Genomic DNA, 15,625 nt, shown 5'->3' on the forward strand with positions numbered 1-15,625 from the left:
AATGAGCAAACCCAAAGAGAATTCCCCTTTGACTGCCATGGTATTGGCAGCAGGTTTTGGGCGCCGTATGCGCCCACTGACTGACCAAACTCCAAAGCCTCTGTTACCGATTGCCGGTAAGCCTCTGATTGAATATGCAATTGAGCGCTTGGCAGCTATTGGTGTGCAAAAGGTCGTGATTAACCTGGGCTACTTGGGACCCAAAATTCGTCAACAGCTCGGTTCTGGTTCCCGCTGGGGGTTGGATATTCACTACTCCATTGAGCATGAGGAGGAGCCACTGGAAACTGCCGGTGGGATTCTCAAGGCGCTGCCACTGATCGGCGACTCATCATTTCTAGTGGTTAATGGTGATGTCTGGTGTGACTATGACCTGTCGCAATGGATCGAGAGGCCGCTGCCGGAGTCTTGCCCTGGACGCCTTTTGATGGTCCTTAATCCTCCCCATAACCCCGATGGAGATTTTGGCATAGAAGGTGGCTTGCTGTCGGGTACAGCCAAGCCCCGCTATACCTTTGCGGGTATTAGCTGGCTGCGAGCTGAAACCCTCACTGAATACCCTAAGCGTCGCGAATGCTTTGGGCTTGGGGAAGTGTTCACCTTTAATGAGGATAAGCTACAAGCTGAACTCTATGAGGGGGACTGGTGCGATGTGGGAACCCCCGAGCGCCTGGAAAATTTAGATCGCCGACTGACTGGCGAAAGTTGAGTTACCAAAGGATATTTTGATGTCAGATTACAAGATCGCCCCCTCTATTCTCTCCGCAGATTTCGCACGTTTGGGTGAGGAAGTGGACAATGTGTTGGCAGCCGGAGCGGACTGGGTGCATTTTGATGTGATGGACAATCACTATGTGCCAAATCTCACGATTGGCCCTATGGTATGCCAGGCCCTGCGCAAACACGGTGTTGAGGCTCCGATTGATGTGCACCTGATGGTGGAGCCGGTGGATGAAATGATTCGCATGTTCGCCGATGCCGGAGCTACCTATATTACGTTCCACCCAGAAGCCTCTCGTCACCCGGACCGCTCCCTACAATTGATCCGCAGTCTCGGCTGTAAAGCCGGGCTGGTGTTCAATCCAGCTAGTGGCCTCGATGCGGCCAAGTATGTAATGGATAAGCTGGATATGATCCTGCTGATGTCGGTGAACCCGGGCTTTGGTGGGCAGAAGTTTATCCCCAATACCCTGACCAAGTTAAAAGAAGCCCGCAAGTTGATTGATGAGTCTGGGTTTGATATTCGCCTTGAGATCGACGGCGGTGTGAATCGTGACAATATTGCCGAAATTGCTGCAGCTGGAGCAGATACCTTTGTCGCTGGGTCTGCCATATTCAATACCCCGGACTACGCTGAAGTGATTGCAGCCATGCGTAAGAGTTTGGCTTAATTTACAAAACTGGCGGGCAATCTCTTGCCCGCCATAGACGGGATTTGTTAACTTGTGCGCCTGCACTGAGGGAATTTCCGTGAACCACTCTTTCTCCCTGACAAACAGTTGGCGATGGCGCCACTGACCTGCTGAGGCCCAATCGAATTTGGCGATTGAGGCACCTTTCCCGTGGGCGCTGCTTATACTCTGGCGCCAATCATAAAGAATGAAAAATTGATCGGAGTCTCCATGACCCCTACTGAATACGCTCAACTTGCGTCTGAGGGTTATAACCGTATCCCCCTGGTAAGGCGCGTACTGGCGGATATTGAAACGCCACTGTCCACCTATTTGAAACTGGCCGGAGGCCGTTACAGCTATTTGCTGGAATCGGTCCAGGGCGGGGAGAAGTGGGGACGCTATTCCATTATTGGTTTACCTGCGCGGACTCTGCTCAGGGTTAAGGGCACTGACATCACCGTGGAAACTGATGGTGAGGTTGTAGAGAGCTACAGCGTCGCCGACCCTCTGGAGTTTGTTGAGCAGTTTCAGCAGCGCTATCAGGTGCCTGAATTAGTGGATCTGCCCCGTTTTAACGGCGGGTTGGTGGGCTATTTTGGCTATGACTGCGTGCGCTATATCGAACCGCGTCTGGCCGTCAGTACTCCGCCGGATACCCTGGGAAACCCGGATATCCTGTTGATGGTCAGCGATGAATTAGTGGTTTTTGACAATCTTGCCGGTGCGGTAATTCTGATTGTCCACGCAAATACCGCTGAAGAAGCAGCCTATAAAAAAGCCCAGCAGCGTCTGGACCAATTGGTTGGCCAGTTGGCACAACCGCTGCCGGATACTGTACCCCTCGATTTGCATGGGCGCGGCATTGATGAGAGCGAATTCCAGTCCCACTTTGGCGAGGACAACTTTAAGCGCGCAGTAGACCGGGTTAAAGAGTATGTGCTTGCCGGCGATGTGATGCAGGTGGTGCCCTCCCAGCGCCTGTCTGCGCCTTTCGATGCGCCGCCACTCAATTTTTACCGTGCTTTACGCAGTTTGAACCCTTCGCCGTATATGTATTTCCTCGATCTGGGTGACCACCATGTCGTGGGCTCCAGCCCAGAAATTTTGGTGCATTTAGAAGAGGGAGAAATGACTGTGAGACCTCTGGCGGGAACCCGCCATCGGGGAGCCACTGAGGAGGAGGATCTTGCCCTGGAGGAAGAGCTGTTGGCAGATCCCAAAGAACTCGCCGAACATCTGATGCTGATTGACCTGGGGCGCAATGATATCGGCAGGGTGGCTGATACTGGCAGTGTTAAAGTCACCGATCAAATGTTTGTCGAGCGCTATTCCCACGTGATGCATATCACCTCCAATGTTGTCGGCCGGTTAAAGCCGGGCCTCACCGCAATGGATGCTCTGCGCGCGGCACTGCCGGCCGGTACCCTGTCGGGCGCCCCCAAGATTCGCGCTATGGAAATTATCGATGAGCTGGAGCCAGAAAAGCGTGGCATTTACGGTGGGGCGGTCGGCTACCTGGCTTGGAATGGCAATATGGATACCGCTATCGCCATTCGTACCGCAGTTATCAAGGATGGCCGACTATATGTGCAGGCGGGGGCTGGCCTGGTGGCGGACTCAGATCCACAGTCAGAGTGGAATGAAACAATGAATAAGGCCCGAGCGCTTTTTCGCGCTGCCGGTATGGCGCTGGCCAAGAGTAGTGACCCTTTAAAGATCGAGCAAGATGAGCGAAGTTAGTATTTCTCAAAAGTTGACCCTGGCTGAACGCTGCGAGCGATTCGTCGCAGCGCCGTTATTTAACCAAATCATTATCGGAATGATTCTGCTCAATGCTGTCGCTGTTGGGTTGGAGACTTCCTCTTGGGTGACGGAGCGCTTTGGTACGCTGCTGGGCGCTATTAATCAACTGATTCTCGCCTCATTTGTTATTGAGGCGCTGGTTAAAATTTTTGCCCATGGGGCCCGTCCCTGGCGTTACTTTGCCAGTGGTTGGAATTGCTTTGATTTTACTATTATTGCACTGAGTTTGATTCCTGCTACAGGGCCGCTAGCTACCCTGGCGCGCTTGGTGCGGGTATTAAGGGTTTTGCGGCTGGTGTCTGCATTCCCGGAACTCCGCACACTGGTGGACACGCTTTTGCGCAGTTTGCCAAGCATGATGCACATTGCTTTGTTGATGAGCATCATTTTCTATATCTATGGTGTAGCGGGTTATTTCCTATTTCACGATATTGATCCAACTCACTGGCGCACTTTACCCATCGCATTTTTGAGTTTATTCCGCATAGTCACCTTTGAGGACTGGACGGATATTATGTATACAGCGATGGATTCGATGCCTTGGGCCTGGCTTTACTTCGTCAGCTTTGTGGTCATGGGGGCGTTCGTAATGATTAACCTCTTTATCGGTGTAGTCTTGAATAATCTGGAAGAGGCCAAATTGCGACGAATGGATGAAATGTGTCTGCCTCCAAGCCAGACCGAAATCCTGCGCGAACTCCGCGCAACCCAGGCCTCTCTCGCACGCCTACAAAAAAGAATGGAAGAATCCACTTATCAACCAGAGGCTAAGGGGGCCGCACAATGATTTTAATGATCGATAACTACGACTCCTTTACCTGGAATGTAGTGCAGTACCTGGAAGAGCTGGGTGCAAAAGTGGTGGTAAAACGCAACGACGAAATTACCTTGGATGAAGTCGAGGCAATGGCGCCAGAGAAAATCGTGATTTCGCCGGGTCCCTGTACCCCCAATGAGGCGGGTATTTCTCTCGATACCATTCGCCGTTTTGCCGGCAGTATCCCTATTTTGGGTATTTGTCTGGGGCACCAGAGTATTGGACAGGTCTTCGGTGGCAGGGTAGTCCGTGCCCGGCAGGTTATGCACGGCAAAACATCCCCTATAGTGCACAACAATTTGGGGGTGTTCCACGGTTTGTCCAACCCATTTGAGGCGACTCGCTATCACTCACTGGTAGTGGAGAAAAGCAGTTTACCGGAATGCCTGGAGATCACTGCCTGGACTGAGACAGAGGATGGTGAAATTGACGAGATCATGGGCGTGAAGCACCGGGAATTAGCAGTAGAAGGGGTGCAATTTCATCCTGAGTCAATTCTCACCATGCACGGTCACGATATGTTGAGAAACTTTATCGAGTCTTGAGGGCCGGAAGAACAAGTGCGCGGCGGGCAGGTCCCGCCAGAATCAATAACCAGAGTGGGGCAAAGGGGGAAAAATGAATATTCAACAGGCCATTGCCAAACTGGTGGATGGCGAACACCTTACTCGTGAAGAAATGCGCGAAACCGTGGGCCAGATTATGCGTGGCGAAGCGCTGGAGTCACAGATAGGCGCACTCCTTATAGCACTGCGTATACGCGGTGAGACAGTCGATGAAATTGTCGGCGCAGTGGAAACCATGCGTGAGCTGGCGGTAAAGGTTGAGCTCGACCTGGAAAACACAGTTGATATTGTCGGCACCGGCGGCGATGGCGCCAATCTGTTTAACGTGTCCAGTGCGAGCAGCTTTGTGGCAGCTGCTGCCGGAGCTAAGGTAGCCAAGCATGGCAATCGCTCGGTGTCGTCCAGTAGTGGTTCTGCGGACCTGCTTGAGCACGCCGGCGTATTTTTGGAATTGAGTCCCTCGCAGATGGCGCGTTGCGTAGAGACTATCGGTATTGGCTTTATGTTTGCGCCCAGCTTTCACAATGCGATGCGCCACGTTGGCCCATCGCGCAAGGCGCTGGGACTGCGTACCATCTTCAATTTACTCGGGCCGATGACAAATCCGGCGGGAGTAAAGCGCAAAGTAATCGGTGTTTATGACAAGCGCTACTGCCGCCTGTTGGCTGAAGTTTTGCAAAAGCTCGGTTCAGAGCATGTGCTGGTTTTACATAGTGATGATGGGCTCGATGAAGCTAGTATTGCTGCGGATACCTTTGCTGTGGAATTAAAGGATGGTGCATTGCAGGAATATACCCTCAAGCCTGAAGACTTTGGCTTGCAGCGCCGTGACCTCTCTGATCTTAGTGTTTCTGGTTCCGAGGACTCCCTGGCCCTGATTCGCGATGCGCTGGGTAAGCGCAATACTGAGGCGGGGCAAAAAGCCGCGGATATTATTGCGCTTAACGCAGGCCTGGCAATTTATGTCAGCGGCGTTGCGCACTCTGCAGAGCAAGGTGTCGCTATGGCACAAGATGCTATCGACAGCGGTCTCGCCGGAGAGAAAATTAACGATCTTGCCGCGTTTACCAGTGCGTTTCGCCCAGAGGAAATTCAATCGTGAGTACACCGACCATTTTAAAAACAATTGTCGAGCGCAAGTGGCAAGAGGTTGCCGAGCGCAAGGCTGAGTGCTCCACCGACGAAGTTCGCCTTCGCGCCCGGGATCAGGAACCGGCGAGAGGCTTTGTCGATGCAGTGGATCGCAAGATTTCCACTGGTGAGGCTGCAGTAATTGCCGAAATTAAAAAAGCCTCTCCCAGTAAAGGCGTGATTCGCGAGGATTTCCTTCCTGCAGAAATTGCTACCAGCTATGAAAAAGGTGGCGCGGCTTGTCTGTCAGTACTAACCGATGTCGACTTTTTTCAGGGCGCAGATAATTACTTGCAGCAGGCCCGGGATGCCGTACGCCTACCGGTGCTGCGCAAGGACTTTACCGTTGATCCCTACCAAATCTATGAAGCTCGCGCGATTGGGGCCGACTGTATTTTGCTGATTGCAGCCTGCCTGGAAGATCCACAGATGGCGGATCTCAACGGGCTCGCTTTGGAGTTGGGTTTGGATGTCTTGGTGGAAGTGCATAACCACAGGGAGTTGGAGAGGGCCCTGGCATTACCTAACCGCTTAATCGGCATCAATAATCGCAATCTGCACACTTTCGATGTGCAGCTGGAAAATACCTTTAAGTTACTGGACTTGATCCCCGACGACCGTCTTGTGGTCACGGAAAGTGGTATTCATACCACAGACGATGTTGCGGCGATGCGTGGTCATAACGTCAATGCTTTCCTGGTGGGAGAGGCCTTTATGCGGGAGGAGGAACCGGGCAGGAAACTGATGGAAATGTTTAACTGACCGCTTACTCCAGTAGTAGAAATAAAAAAGGGCGATGTAAAAATCGCCCTTTTTTTATGCGGTGTGTTTATTCGGTTACTAGCGGGTACCGTACACCACCATGGTTTTACCTTTAACGGAAACCAGGCCCTGTTCTTCCAGGGTTTTTAATACGCGGCCCACCATTTCCCGGGAGCAGCCGACGATACGGCCAATTTCCTGGCGGGTGATTTTTATTTGCATGCCCTCGGGGTGAGTCATTGCATCCGGCTCATTGCATAGGTCGAGCAGGGTGCGAGCGACACGTCCGGTGACATCCAGGAAGGCGAGATCGCCAACTTTGCGGGTGGTGTTGCGCAGGCGGCCTGCCATTTGGGTGGCCAGGGCAAAAAGAAACTCTGGGTGCTGGCGAGTGAGCTCTTGGAACTTGGTGTAGGAGATTTCTGCCACCTCACACTCGGTTTTGGTGCGGACCCAGGCACTGCGGGTGTCCTGATCGAACAGGCCCATCTCACCGAAAAAGTCTCCGTCGTTGAGGTAGGCAACGATCATCTCGCGGCCTTCATCGTCCTCAATCAGAACTGTAACGGAACCGCGCATAATGAAATATAGGGATTCACAGCGGTCGCCAGCATAGATAATTGTGCTCTTGGCCGGGTAGCGACGCCGGTGGCAGTGGGCCAGAAAGTCTTCAATATTGCCGATAGTCATGGGGTCTTCGATAGCAACCGTCACGGATTTATTCCTCATTTTTTGTCTTGTGCTCTATCCCGGCTTTAGCAGCTGAGCACTATTGAATTATCGCGCGAAAACAAAATCCCCAACAGGGGCTGACCGCGGCAAAGTTCCGCAGTGTGACCTGTGACACTATGGCACTGGGTCGCTTGGACTTCATAAACCACGATGCGTTCATAGAAAAAGCATTTGATCATGCGTCATTCGGCTTTCGCGCGGAGGCGTACCAGACACTATACCGGAAACATACAGGTGCCGGGATAGACTTCGCCAATATGCTAAGCTTCACCGCTGAAGTTTTAATGGGAGTGGAGTGATGCAGGGGAAAGTAACCTGGGTAAATGATTTAACCTTCGTCGGTGAAGCCGGCAGCGGTAATTCGGTAGTGATGGAAGGCGGCCGCACAAATAATGGTGTGCGCCCGATGGAAATGATTTTGCTGGGCGTCGGTGGCTGCGCGGCTTACGATGTGGTGAGTATTTTACAGAAGGCGAGACAAGACATTATTTCCTGTCATTGTGAACTGGAAGGTGTACGCCCGGATACAACCCCATCGCCGTTTGAGCGAATTGAAATGAAGTTTGTAGTGCGCGGTCGCGGATTGAAGGAATCCCATGTTGCCCGTGCAGTGGAACTCTCCGCAGAGAAATACTGCTCAGGCTCCATCATGTTGCGCAATGCGGGTGTCGAGATTGTGCACAGCTACAGCGTTGAAGAAGTTTGAAGGAAAATTAGCCGGGAAGGGAGGGAGGATACTGGGCGTAACCTCCCTAAAATCCAAGTCGTTTTAATGAGTGAAGAGTAACGGTCAGATTTTATAACTGGCCGAGGTCATCACTTTGGATACCAGAGACATCACTCCTTTTACCGGAGCGGGGAAGCGGGCACCACCGGCGGCCAGTGCAGCGTGGGCGTGCTCGTCTTCGTCAATTAACATCTGTTCCACTACCGCACGGCTTCTCTTGTCGTCGGCGGGAAGCTTTTCGAGGTGGCTCTCAAGATGTTTACACACCTGGTCTTCCGTAGCGGCCACAAAACCGAGGCTGATTCGGTCGCTGATTTTCCCGGCGGCGGCGCCGAGCCCAAAGGACATGCCGTACCACAGTGGGTTGAGTAGGCTGGGGCGGCTGTCCAATTCCTTCAAGCGCTGTTCACACCAGGCCAGATGGTCGATCTCCTCATCGGCAGCGCGCTCCATTTCCCCCCGCACCTCGGGCAGCTTGGCGGTCAGGGCCTGGCCCTGGTAGAGCGCCTGGGCGCAGACTTCACCGCTATGGTTGACCCGCATAAGGCCAGCGGCGTGTTTGCGTTCGCTGTCGGTGAGGTCTGTCTCGGCTTCACCCTTGGCCGGGGATGCCCGGCCGTGGCAGGGTTCGCCGGGACTCAGGGTGCGCAGAGCCCGATCCGCTTGAATTAACAGGCGGTCGAGTCCGCTGAGGCTGCGTTTACTCATAGTCTTCTGCTCCCTGTGGGAGGCGACCGCTGATGAGCGGCCGCCGATGCCAGCTGTTAGTCCTGCTGCTCTGCAGAAACCTTTTCTCTTTCGACAGCGCGGTAGCCGATATCTTTCCGGAAGAACACGCCGTCCCAGTAGATAGCCCGAGCTGATTCATAGGCATTTTCCTGAGCTTCAGCGACGGTATCCCCCATTGCTGTCGCGCACAACACCCGGCCACCGTTGGTGACTACACGCTCACCATCCAGTGCGGTACCAGCGTGGAAGACCTTGGCGTTGTCACTGTCTGCTTTGTCCAGGCCGCTGATGGCATCGCCTTTGCGGTAGCTGCCGGGATACCCGTGTGCGGCAAGTACCACGCCCAGGGCCGGGCGGGGGTCCCACTCAGCAGTGACAGTGTCCAGCTTCTTGTCCAGAGCGGCCATGCACAGGTCGACCAGGTCCGACTTCAGACGAATCATAATCGGCTGGGTTTCCGGATCGCCAAAGCGGCAGTTGTACTCGATAACCTTCGGAGTACCGTCGCTATCGATCATCAGGCCGGCGTAAAGGAAACCGGTGTAGGGCGTACCCTCAGAAGCGAGACCTTTAACGGTGGGCTCGATAACCTCTTGCATAATGCGCTGGTAAATGGTGTCAGTCACCACCGGTGCCGGGGAGTAGGCACCCATACCGCCCGTATTGGGGCCGGTATCGCCATCGCCAACGCGCTTGTGATCCTGGCTGGTGGCCATCGGCAGGATGTTTTCACCATCCACCATCACGATAAAACTCGCTTCCTCACCCTGGAGGAACTCCTCGATAACCACGCGGCAGCCGGCTTCACCAAAGGCGTTTCCAGACAGCATATCGCGTACGGCGAGCTCAGCCTGCTCTTCGGTTTCGGCAACGATTACACCCTTGCCCGCAGCCAAGCCGTCGGCTTTAACCACGATGGGCGCGCCGCGCTCGCGAATGTAGGCAACCGCAGGCTCCACTTCGGTGAAATTGCGGTAGGCAGCGGTGGGGATTTTGTGGCGCTCGAGAAAGTCTTTGGTAAAGGCTTTGGAACCCTCCAGTTGCGAGGCGCCTTTGCTGGGGCCAAAAATGGCGAGGCCGCGGGCATTAAAGAAATCGACAACACCCTCTACCAGCGGTGCTTCCGGGCCGACAATCGTTAGTTCTACGTCGTTTTCCTCGGCGAAATCTGCCAGGGCGGCGAAGTTATCCACACCGATTGCGATATTTTCCAGCTTGGGTTCGCGGGCAGTGCCGGCGTTGCCAGGGGCAACATAGACGGTGCCGACATTTGGGTTTTGCGCTGCTTTCCACGCCAGGGCGTGCTCGCGGCCACCTGATCCGATAACCAATACGTTCATTCTTAAATCCCCCTAAGTCGACCGATCCGGTCCGTTGCACAGGTTATAGGTGTGCTAGTTTAACGTGGAATTGATTCTGAGGCCTGAGTCTCGCCCCTGGATTCCAATGATTTGTGCGGGTTGGAGAGGGTAGATACCTTCCAACCCGCTGATCATAGCCCGCAATGTTAAGTCTGTGCGGGCGCACAATCTTAGTGGCGGAAGTGGCGCATACCGGTAAATACCATGGCCATATTGTGCTCGTCCGCTGTGGCGATCACTTCTTCATCGCGCATGGAACCGCCGGGCTGGATGACCGCCTGGATTCCCACAGCGGCAGCATTATCGATGCCGTCGCGGAAGGGGAAGAAGGCATCGGAAGCCATAACGGACCCTGCAACAGCGAGGCCGGCATGCTCGGCCTTGATTGCGGCGATGCGTGCAGAGTTTACGCGGCTCATCTGGCCTGCGCCTACGCCTACAGTGCGACCGTCTTTGCCGTATACGATGGCATTGGATTTTACGAACTTGGCCACTTTCCAGGTAAACAGCAGATCGCGGATTTCTTCTTCAGTGGGCTGGCGCTTGGAGACTACTTTCAGGTCGGCAGCGGTGATCAGGCCGTCGTCGCGGTCCTGAACCAGCAGGCCGCCATTAACGCGCTTGTAGTCCAGTGCCGGGGTGCGCTCACTGCTCCACTGGCCGCATACCAGCAGGCGCAGGTTCTTCTTCTCGGCAACGGCCCGTTTAGCCTCTTCGGAGACTGACGGTGCGATGATGACTTCAACAAACTGTCGCTCGACGATAGCGCGGGCAGTGGTGCCGTCCAGCTCTCGGTTGAAGGCGATGATACCGCCAAAGGCAGATTCGCTGTCGGTAGCGAAGGCCAGGTCGTAGGCCTTGTGAATATCTTCAGCAATCGCCACACCGCAGGGGTTGGCGTGTTTTACGATCACGCAAGCGGGTTGTTCGAAGGATTTCACGCACTCCAGCGCGGCATCGGTATCGGCGATATTGTTGTAGGACAGCTCTTTGCCCTGCAGCTGGGAGGCAGTGGAAATACTGGCCTCAGCTGGGTTGGCTTCGGTATAGAAAGCGGATTTCTGGTGCGGGTTCTCACCGTAGCGCAGGTCCAGTTTCTTGATGAATTGGCTGTTGTAGGTACGCGGGAACAGCTGCTTTTCTTCGCCTTTAATGGCGCCCAGGTAATTAGCAATAGCGCCGTCATAGCCCGCCGTGTGCTCAAAGGCTTTTACCGCAAGGTCAAAGCGGCTGGCGTGGCTCAGGGCACCATCGTTAGCTTTCATCTCCTCGATGATATTGACGTAATCGCTGGCATTGACCACGATAGTGACATCTTTGTGGTTCTTGGCGGCCGCGCGAACCATGGTGGGGCCGCCGATATCGATGTTCTCGATAGCGTCTTCGAGGGAGCAGTCGGGCTTGGCAACGGTTTGAGCGAAGGGGTAGAGGTTAACCACCACCATATCGATTGGGGTGATACCGTGCTCGCCCATGATGGCATCATCGGTACCGCGGCGCCCCAGAATGCCACCGTGTACTTTCGGGTGCAGAGTTTTGACACGGCCGTCCATCATTTCGGGGAAGCCGGTGTAGTCGGAAACTTCTACCACGGGAATACCCGCTTCCTTGAGCTGGCGGTGGGTTCCGCCGGTGGAAAGAATCTCAACCCCCATTGCGGAGAGCTGTTGAGCGAACTCTACAATGCCACTCTTGTCAGAGACACTAATTAGAGCGCGGCGGATGGAAACCTTGTCTGTCATTGCACTTGATCCAACTGGTTTTCGAAAAGGATGTTTAAAGGGTTTTAGCGGTTGCCCACTGTGGCAACAAAAACGCTGCCGGGAAAATAGCGAAGGGGGATGAGTTACCTCATCCCCCTTCAAAATTTCGCTCGGTGGGAAGCTTACAGCAGGCCGTAGCGCTTCAGCTTCTTGCGCAGGGTGCCACGGTTGAGACCCAGTAATTGCGCGGCGCGGGTCTGGTTGTGGCGGGTGTATTTCATCACCACTTCGAGCATGGGCGCTTCGATCTCCGACAGCACCATGTCGTAGACATCGGTTACCATCTGGCCATCCAGGTGGCGGAAGTAGTTCTCCATTGCGTGCTCGACGGCATCGCGCAGGGACTGCTGCTGTGGCTGTGCCAGTTGAGTCTGTCCCCTGGAGGATACTTCTTCATTGCCAGTATCCGGAATTAATACTTCGTTGTTCATGCCGCTTGTGCCCCTCTCGTTATTCGGCGTTCAAACCACTCGTGAACGCTGGCATGTTGTACTTCTGCACTCTCTATTTGGAAAAAGGTCTTGCGGAAGGACTCGCTATCCGCGAGCGTCTTCAAGTACCAGCCCACATGTTTGCGAGCGATACGGACCCCCATCACTTCACCGTAGAATCGGTGTAGTTCGCCCAAATGGGCGAGCAAAATATTCCTGACTTCATCCAATGTCGGTTCGGGTAGCCGCTCGCCAGTGGCGAGATAGTGGGCTATTTCCCGAAAAATCCATGGTCGTCCCTGTGCTGCACGGCCAATCATGACCGCCGATGCGCCAGTGTAATCGAGCACCTCTCGGGCTCTCTCAGCACTGCAGATGTCGCCATTGGCAAAAACCGGGATTTTTACCCTGGATACAATTTCGGCAATGGTATCGAATTCAGCCTGTCCGTGGTAGCCACAGGCGCGAGTGCGACCGTGAACCGCCAGTGCAGCGATCCCGGAATCCTCGGCCATTTTGGCTACAGTGACGCCATTGCGGGAATCCGGGCACCAGCCGGTGCGGATCTTTAGCGTCACCGGGACGGAAACAGACTGGACCACGGCTTGAAGAATATCCGCTACCAGCTTTTCATCCCGCAGCAGGGCGGAGCCCGCTGCTTTCTTACACACCTTTTTTGCCGGGCAACCCATATTAATATCGATGATTTGCGCGCCGCGACGAGCATTCTCCCGAGCGGCTTCCGCCATCATCTCAGGATCACCGCCGGCGATCTGCACCGATATGGGCGCCGCTTCGCCACCGTGATCCAGGCGCAAGCGGGACTTGCGGCTGTTCCACAGGCGAGTGTCCGAGGTCACCATCTCCGAAACAACCAATCCGGCGCCGAGTTCTCGGCACAGCTGGCGGAAGGGGCGGTCAGTGACACCGGCCATGGGCGCCAGAATTACCGGGTTGTCGATAATATAGGGGCCAATGGCAGTAGACACGGTAGCTCCATTTGGGCTGTAGGAAGGGCAATCTGTGCCCCGGCAAAACAGCCGCCTATGATAGCGGCTGGCCCGTTAATGGCAAAGCGAAAAAGCGGGCAATTTGATCGAACACTGTTCATTTAGCCTGCTGAATGCGCAGGTTTGGTTGTTTATGGCGCCAAATCCCCTTTGCTAAAAACTCAGCCGGGGTGCTTGTGTGCGCTCAGTGAGTGATGTTCAACTCGTAGTTTACCGCTTCTGCACCGGGGTCAACCACCTCAATCGCGATATGAATGGGGCTGTCCTGGGGCATTAGTTTGCGTCCGGCCAACTCCCCCTGTAGGTACTCGTTCGGGGTAAACCGGCGACTGGCCACAGCCTTGTCCTTCAGGTCGCTGAAGTTCAGCAACAGGTTGGGGAAGGGTTGCGCGTAGGGGGCGGTATTTAGCAGCACTGCATCCACTACCAGGGCGCCCTGCAGCTGCGGGTGGGTACGCACCATTAAGTTTGTGGCCTGGATCGCCCGGGTATCTTTTAGTTGAGGTAAGGTGCAGCCGAATAGTGGGCAGGCGGCAGCATAGAAGTCGCGCCAGGGCTGTTTGCGGCTGAGGCTATCGAACTGGAAGTATGCAACCTGAATCACTATGCCGAGGATCGATAGGGGAATCAATGCACGCCATAGCCAGGGAGAGGCTGTGCGTTTCTTTTTGGGGACTCCCCACGACATCTCCACAGGCGCGGGCTGGATGGCTGAGATCAATTGCTCCCGCTGGGGCTCTTCAGCAGTGGTAGATTCGCCACCGAAGTAAGGCTCCTGGCGGCTTTCCTTAGTGGGGGGAGGTGTATCTACAGGCTCGGTTGATACTGCAGGCTCATTGTTGTCCCAAGACGATTCCTCAGCGAGGGAGCTAGAAGTTTCAAACTCCGGTACTTCAGGTTGGCCGTTGTACTCGGGCGAAGGGTCAGAATCAAAATCAGGAAGTTCTTCCCAGTCCGGCTTGAGGATTTTATCCAGGTCCTCTTCGGGTTCCGCTTCCTCTTCGGTGTGAGATGTTTCCAGCTCCTGCCACTCATGGTCGCCAAAGGCGTCACCAATTAATTCCTGCGCTGCTGCACTATATTCTTTTGGTTCAGATTTGGGCGCGCTGTCAGGTGCCCCCTCATTGGTTGCACTCTCCCGACCGGCAGTTTGATCTACAGCTGGTGGAGATGGCGGGGTGGCGGGTTCGTCCTCGTCGAGCTCGATATCGTCGTGGATCAGGAAGTCATCGTCTTCCAGCAAAGCCTCCAAATCATTGCGGCTCTCGCTATCACTTTCTGAGAAAACGATATTTTCGTCTGCGCGAAACACCTGCAGGCAAGACCCACAGCGAACGGCGCCGCGGGCAGCGCGCAGTTGCTGGTCATTAATATGAAATGATGTGCTGCAATGAGGGCAGCGGGTTACCAGTTGAGACATTCGACTAGAGCGCAGTTTATTTAGCAGCCAAGTTTATCAGCCCAAAGGGGTCCCGCGTAGTGCTGGGGAGCGCATTTAGCGCACCCGCTTGCCTGTCAGTCTGACCCATCCCTCGTGTTCGCCGTCAGGATCGAACTCAATCCATTCGCTGTAAGCATTTTTCACCTGCTCTGCCTGGGAACTGAGGATGCCGGACAGACAGATTTTTCCGCCCAATTGAGTGAGCTGTATCAGTTGAGGGGCGAGTTCTACCAGGGGACCGGCGAGGATATTGGCCAACATAACATCGGCGGCTTCGCTCGGCATTTGTTCTGGCAGGTAGACCGGGAAGCGCTCGGGGTTTATGCCGTTGCGCTGGGCATTGTCGCGGCTGGCGAGCAATGCCTGGGGATCGATATCGGTGCCGAGAACTCGCTCTGCTCCCAGTAGAAGTGCGCTAATCCCCAGAATACCCGAGCCGCAACCGAAGTCGATGGCACTCTTACCTGCGAGCTCCTGCTGCGCCAACCATTGCAGACATAGGAAAGTAGTTGGGTGCGTGCCAGTGCCGAAGGCAAGGCCCGGATCGAGCAGCAGGTTCACGGCGTCTGGCTGTGGTGGCTCACACCAGCTGGGGCAGATCCACAAATTGGGGCCGCACTGGATGGGTTTGTAGTGGGTCATCCACTCCCGCTCCCAATCCTTGTCCTCAAGTTGCTCCCAGCGGGCATTGGGCAGTATTTCGCATAGGAAGGAAGCTGCTTTTGCCTCGGTAACTGAGGTGTCGACTTCCGCATCGAACAACCCGGTAACCCGTGTTTGCTCCCATAGGGGCACTTCTCCCAGCCCGGGCTCAAGGATCGGTTGGTCAGCGTTGTCTTGCAGGGTGACAGATACGGCACCGGCAAAAAGCAGTGCGTCTTCGATTTTTTCCGCGTGATCACGGTCGGTGTCCACGCGGAGTTGTAGCCAGGGCATAATTATTCCGGAATTGTTGTAG

16 protein-coding genes are annotated in these 15,625 nt (G+C 54.7%); 8 read left to right on the forward strand and 8 right to left on the reverse strand.

What is annotated here, in order from left to right; genetic code table 11:
* Position 1: 1 nt before the first annotated feature.
* The 7 genes from ACJJIY_RS07410 (at position 2) to trpC (ending at position 6,473) form a co-directional block, all read left to right on the forward strand.
* Complete coding sequence (locus tag ACJJIY_RS07410; protein ID WP_445359380.1) at positions 2 to 709, forward strand: nucleotidyltransferase family protein; 708 nt, start codon at positions 2 to 4, stop codon at positions 707 to 709.
* 19 nt (positions 710 to 728) lie between these two features.
* On the forward strand, positions 729 to 1,391 hold the full coding sequence (gene rpe, locus ACJJIY_RS07415) for a ribulose-phosphate 3-epimerase (protein ID WP_444892691.1): 663 nt from the start codon (positions 729 to 731) through the stop codon (positions 1,389 to 1,391).
* A gap of 231 nt (positions 1,392 to 1,622) precedes the next feature.
* Positions 1,623 to 3,134, forward strand: coding sequence for an anthranilate synthase component I (trpE, locus tag ACJJIY_RS07420; protein ID WP_445359381.1), 1,512 nt, complete (start codon positions 1,623 to 1,625; stop codon positions 3,132 to 3,134).
* The gene (locus ACJJIY_RS07425) at positions 3,121 to 3,984 is read left to right on the forward strand and encodes an ion transporter (RefSeq protein ID WP_445359382.1); all 864 of its coding nucleotides are present in this window, start codon (positions 3,121 to 3,123) and stop codon (positions 3,982 to 3,984) included. Before trpE ends, ACJJIY_RS07425 begins: the two co-directional genes overlap by 14 nt.
* Positions 3,981 to 4,559 carry an anthranilate synthase component II gene (locus tag ACJJIY_RS07430; RefSeq protein WP_444912048.1) on the forward strand — a complete coding sequence of 193 codons (579 nt, stop codon included), beginning with the start codon at positions 3,981 to 3,983 and terminating at the stop codon, positions 4,557 to 4,559. The genes ACJJIY_RS07425 and ACJJIY_RS07430 overlap by 4 nt, the downstream gene beginning before the upstream one ends.
* 73 nt (positions 4,560 to 4,632) lie before the next feature.
* Positions 4,633 to 5,682, forward strand: a complete 1,050-nt coding sequence (trpD, locus tag ACJJIY_RS07435) for an anthranilate phosphoribosyltransferase (RefSeq protein WP_445359383.1) — start codon at positions 4,633 to 4,635, stop codon at positions 5,680 to 5,682.
* Entirely contained in the window at positions 5,676 to 6,473 is a 798-nt protein-coding gene (trpC, locus tag ACJJIY_RS07440) for an indole-3-glycerol phosphate synthase TrpC (RefSeq protein ID WP_445359655.1), read from the forward strand. The genes trpD and trpC overlap by 7 nt, the downstream gene beginning before the upstream one ends.
* Positions 6,474 to 6,551: 78 nt before the next feature.
* Here the strand turns inward: trpC and crp are convergent, their stop codons facing one another.
* Positions 6,552 to 7,202: a cAMP-activated global transcriptional regulator CRP gene (gene crp, locus ACJJIY_RS07445; protein WP_051089460.1), complete on the reverse strand. Its 651-nt coding sequence runs from the start codon at positions 7,200 to 7,202 to the stop codon at positions 6,552 to 6,554.
* A gap of 301 nt (positions 7,203 to 7,503) precedes the next feature.
* Here crp and ACJJIY_RS07450 point away from each other — a divergent pair, with 301 nt between their 5' ends.
* On the forward strand, positions 7,504 to 7,911 hold the full coding sequence (locus ACJJIY_RS07450; RefSeq protein WP_444895311.1) for an OsmC family protein: 408 nt from the start codon (positions 7,504 to 7,506) through the stop codon (positions 7,909 to 7,911).
* Positions 7,912 to 7,995: 84 nt separating this feature from the next.
* Here ACJJIY_RS07450 and coq7 read toward each other — a convergent pair whose 3' ends face one another.
* The 7 genes from coq7 to prmA all read right to left on the reverse strand — a co-directional run bounded on the left by coq7 (position 7,996) and on the right by prmA (position 15,603).
* Entirely contained in the window at positions 7,996 to 8,640 is a 645-nt protein-coding gene (gene coq7 / locus ACJJIY_RS07455; RefSeq protein ID WP_108731610.1) for a 2-polyprenyl-3-methyl-6-methoxy-1,4-benzoquinone monooxygenase, read from the reverse strand.
* Positions 8,641 to 8,696: 56 nt separating this feature from the next.
* Complete coding sequence (purD, locus tag ACJJIY_RS07460; protein WP_444895310.1) at positions 8,697 to 10,001, reverse strand: phosphoribosylamine--glycine ligase; 1,305 nt, start codon at positions 9,999 to 10,001, stop codon at positions 8,697 to 8,699.
* 191 nt (positions 10,002 to 10,192) lie between these two features.
* The gene (gene purH / locus ACJJIY_RS07465) at positions 10,193 to 11,764 is read right to left on the reverse strand and encodes a bifunctional phosphoribosylaminoimidazolecarboxamide formyltransferase/IMP cyclohydrolase (protein ID WP_445359384.1); all 1,572 of its coding nucleotides are present in this window, start codon (positions 11,762 to 11,764) and stop codon (positions 10,193 to 10,195) included.
* Between the two features lie 143 nt (positions 11,765 to 11,907).
* Positions 11,908 to 12,216 carry a DNA-binding transcriptional regulator Fis gene (gene fis, locus ACJJIY_RS07470; RefSeq protein ID WP_020411495.1) on the reverse strand — a complete coding sequence of 103 codons (309 nt, stop codon included), beginning with the start codon at positions 12,214 to 12,216 and terminating at the stop codon, positions 11,908 to 11,910.
* Complete coding sequence (dusB, locus tag ACJJIY_RS07475) at positions 12,213 to 13,151, reverse strand: tRNA dihydrouridine synthase DusB (RefSeq protein WP_413665838.1); 939 nt, start codon at positions 13,149 to 13,151, stop codon at positions 12,213 to 12,215. The genes fis and dusB overlap by 4 nt, the downstream gene beginning before the upstream one ends.
* Before the next feature lie 259 nt (positions 13,152 to 13,410).
* Positions 13,411 to 14,646 carry a DUF3426 domain-containing protein gene (locus ACJJIY_RS07480; RefSeq protein ID WP_444895308.1) on the reverse strand — a complete coding sequence of 412 codons (1,236 nt, stop codon included), beginning with the start codon at positions 14,644 to 14,646 and terminating at the stop codon, positions 13,411 to 13,413.
* A gap of 75 nt (positions 14,647 to 14,721) precedes the next feature.
* A complete protein-coding gene (gene prmA / locus ACJJIY_RS07485) occupies positions 14,722 to 15,603 on the reverse strand; it encodes a 50S ribosomal protein L11 methyltransferase (RefSeq protein WP_444895307.1) in 882 nt (293 codons plus the stop codon).
* Positions 15,604 to 15,625: the final 22 nt, after the last annotated feature.

The sequence above is a fragment of the Microbulbifer maximicatervae (SeqCode) genome, assembly GCF_052468155.1.

What these genes read in the sequence shown, in the direction of transcription:
- ACJJIY_RS07410 (WP_445359380.1), top strand. Translation starts at nt 2, where the DNA reads ATGAGCAAACCCAAAGAGAATTCCCCTTTGACTGCCATGGTATTGGCA.
- rpe (WP_444892691.1), top strand. Translation starts at nt 729, where the DNA reads ATGTCAGATTACAAGATCGCCCCCTCTATTCTCTCCGCAGATTTCGCA.
- trpE (WP_445359381.1), top strand. Translation starts at nt 1,623, where the DNA reads ATGACCCCTACTGAATACGCTCAACTTGCGTCTGAGGGTTATAACCGT.
- ACJJIY_RS07425 (WP_445359382.1), top strand. Translation starts at nt 3,121, where the DNA reads ATGAGCGAAGTTAGTATTTCTCAAAAGTTGACCCTGGCTGAACGCTGC.
- ACJJIY_RS07430 (WP_444912048.1), top strand. Translation starts at nt 3,981, where the DNA reads ATGATTTTAATGATCGATAACTACGACTCCTTTACCTGGAATGTAGTG.
- trpD (WP_445359383.1), top strand. Translation starts at nt 4,633, where the DNA reads ATGAATATTCAACAGGCCATTGCCAAACTGGTGGATGGCGAACACCTT.
- crp (WP_051089460.1), bottom strand. Translation starts at nt 7,202, where the DNA reads ATGAGGAATAAATCCGTGACGGTTGCTATCGAAGACCCCATGACTATC.
- ACJJIY_RS07450 (WP_444895311.1), top strand. Translation starts at nt 7,504, where the DNA reads ATGCAGGGGAAAGTAACCTGGGTAAATGATTTAACCTTCGTCGGTGAA.
- coq7 (WP_108731610.1), bottom strand. Translation starts at nt 8,640, where the DNA reads ATGAGTAAACGCAGCCTCAGCGGACTCGACCGCCTGTTAATTCAAGCG.
- purD (WP_444895310.1), bottom strand. Translation starts at nt 10,001, where the DNA reads ATGAACGTATTGGTTATCGGATCAGGTGGCCGCGAGCACGCCCTGGCG.
- purH (WP_445359384.1), bottom strand. Translation starts at nt 11,764, where the DNA reads ATGACAGACAAGGTTTCCATCCGCCGCGCTCTAATTAGTGTCTCTGAC.
- fis (WP_020411495.1), bottom strand. Translation starts at nt 12,216, where the DNA reads ATGAACAACGAAGTATTAATTCCGGATACTGGCAATGAAGAAGTATCC.
- dusB (WP_413665838.1), bottom strand. Translation starts at nt 13,151, where the DNA reads ATGGCCGGTGTCACTGACCGCCCCTTCCGCCAGCTGTGCCGAGAACTC.
- ACJJIY_RS07480 (WP_444895308.1), bottom strand. Translation starts at nt 14,646, where the DNA reads ATGTCTCAACTGGTAACCCGCTGCCCTCATTGCAGCACATCATTTCAT.
- prmA (WP_444895307.1), bottom strand. Translation starts at nt 15,603, where the DNA reads ATGCCCTGGCTACAACTCCGCGTGGACACCGACCGTGATCACGCGGAA.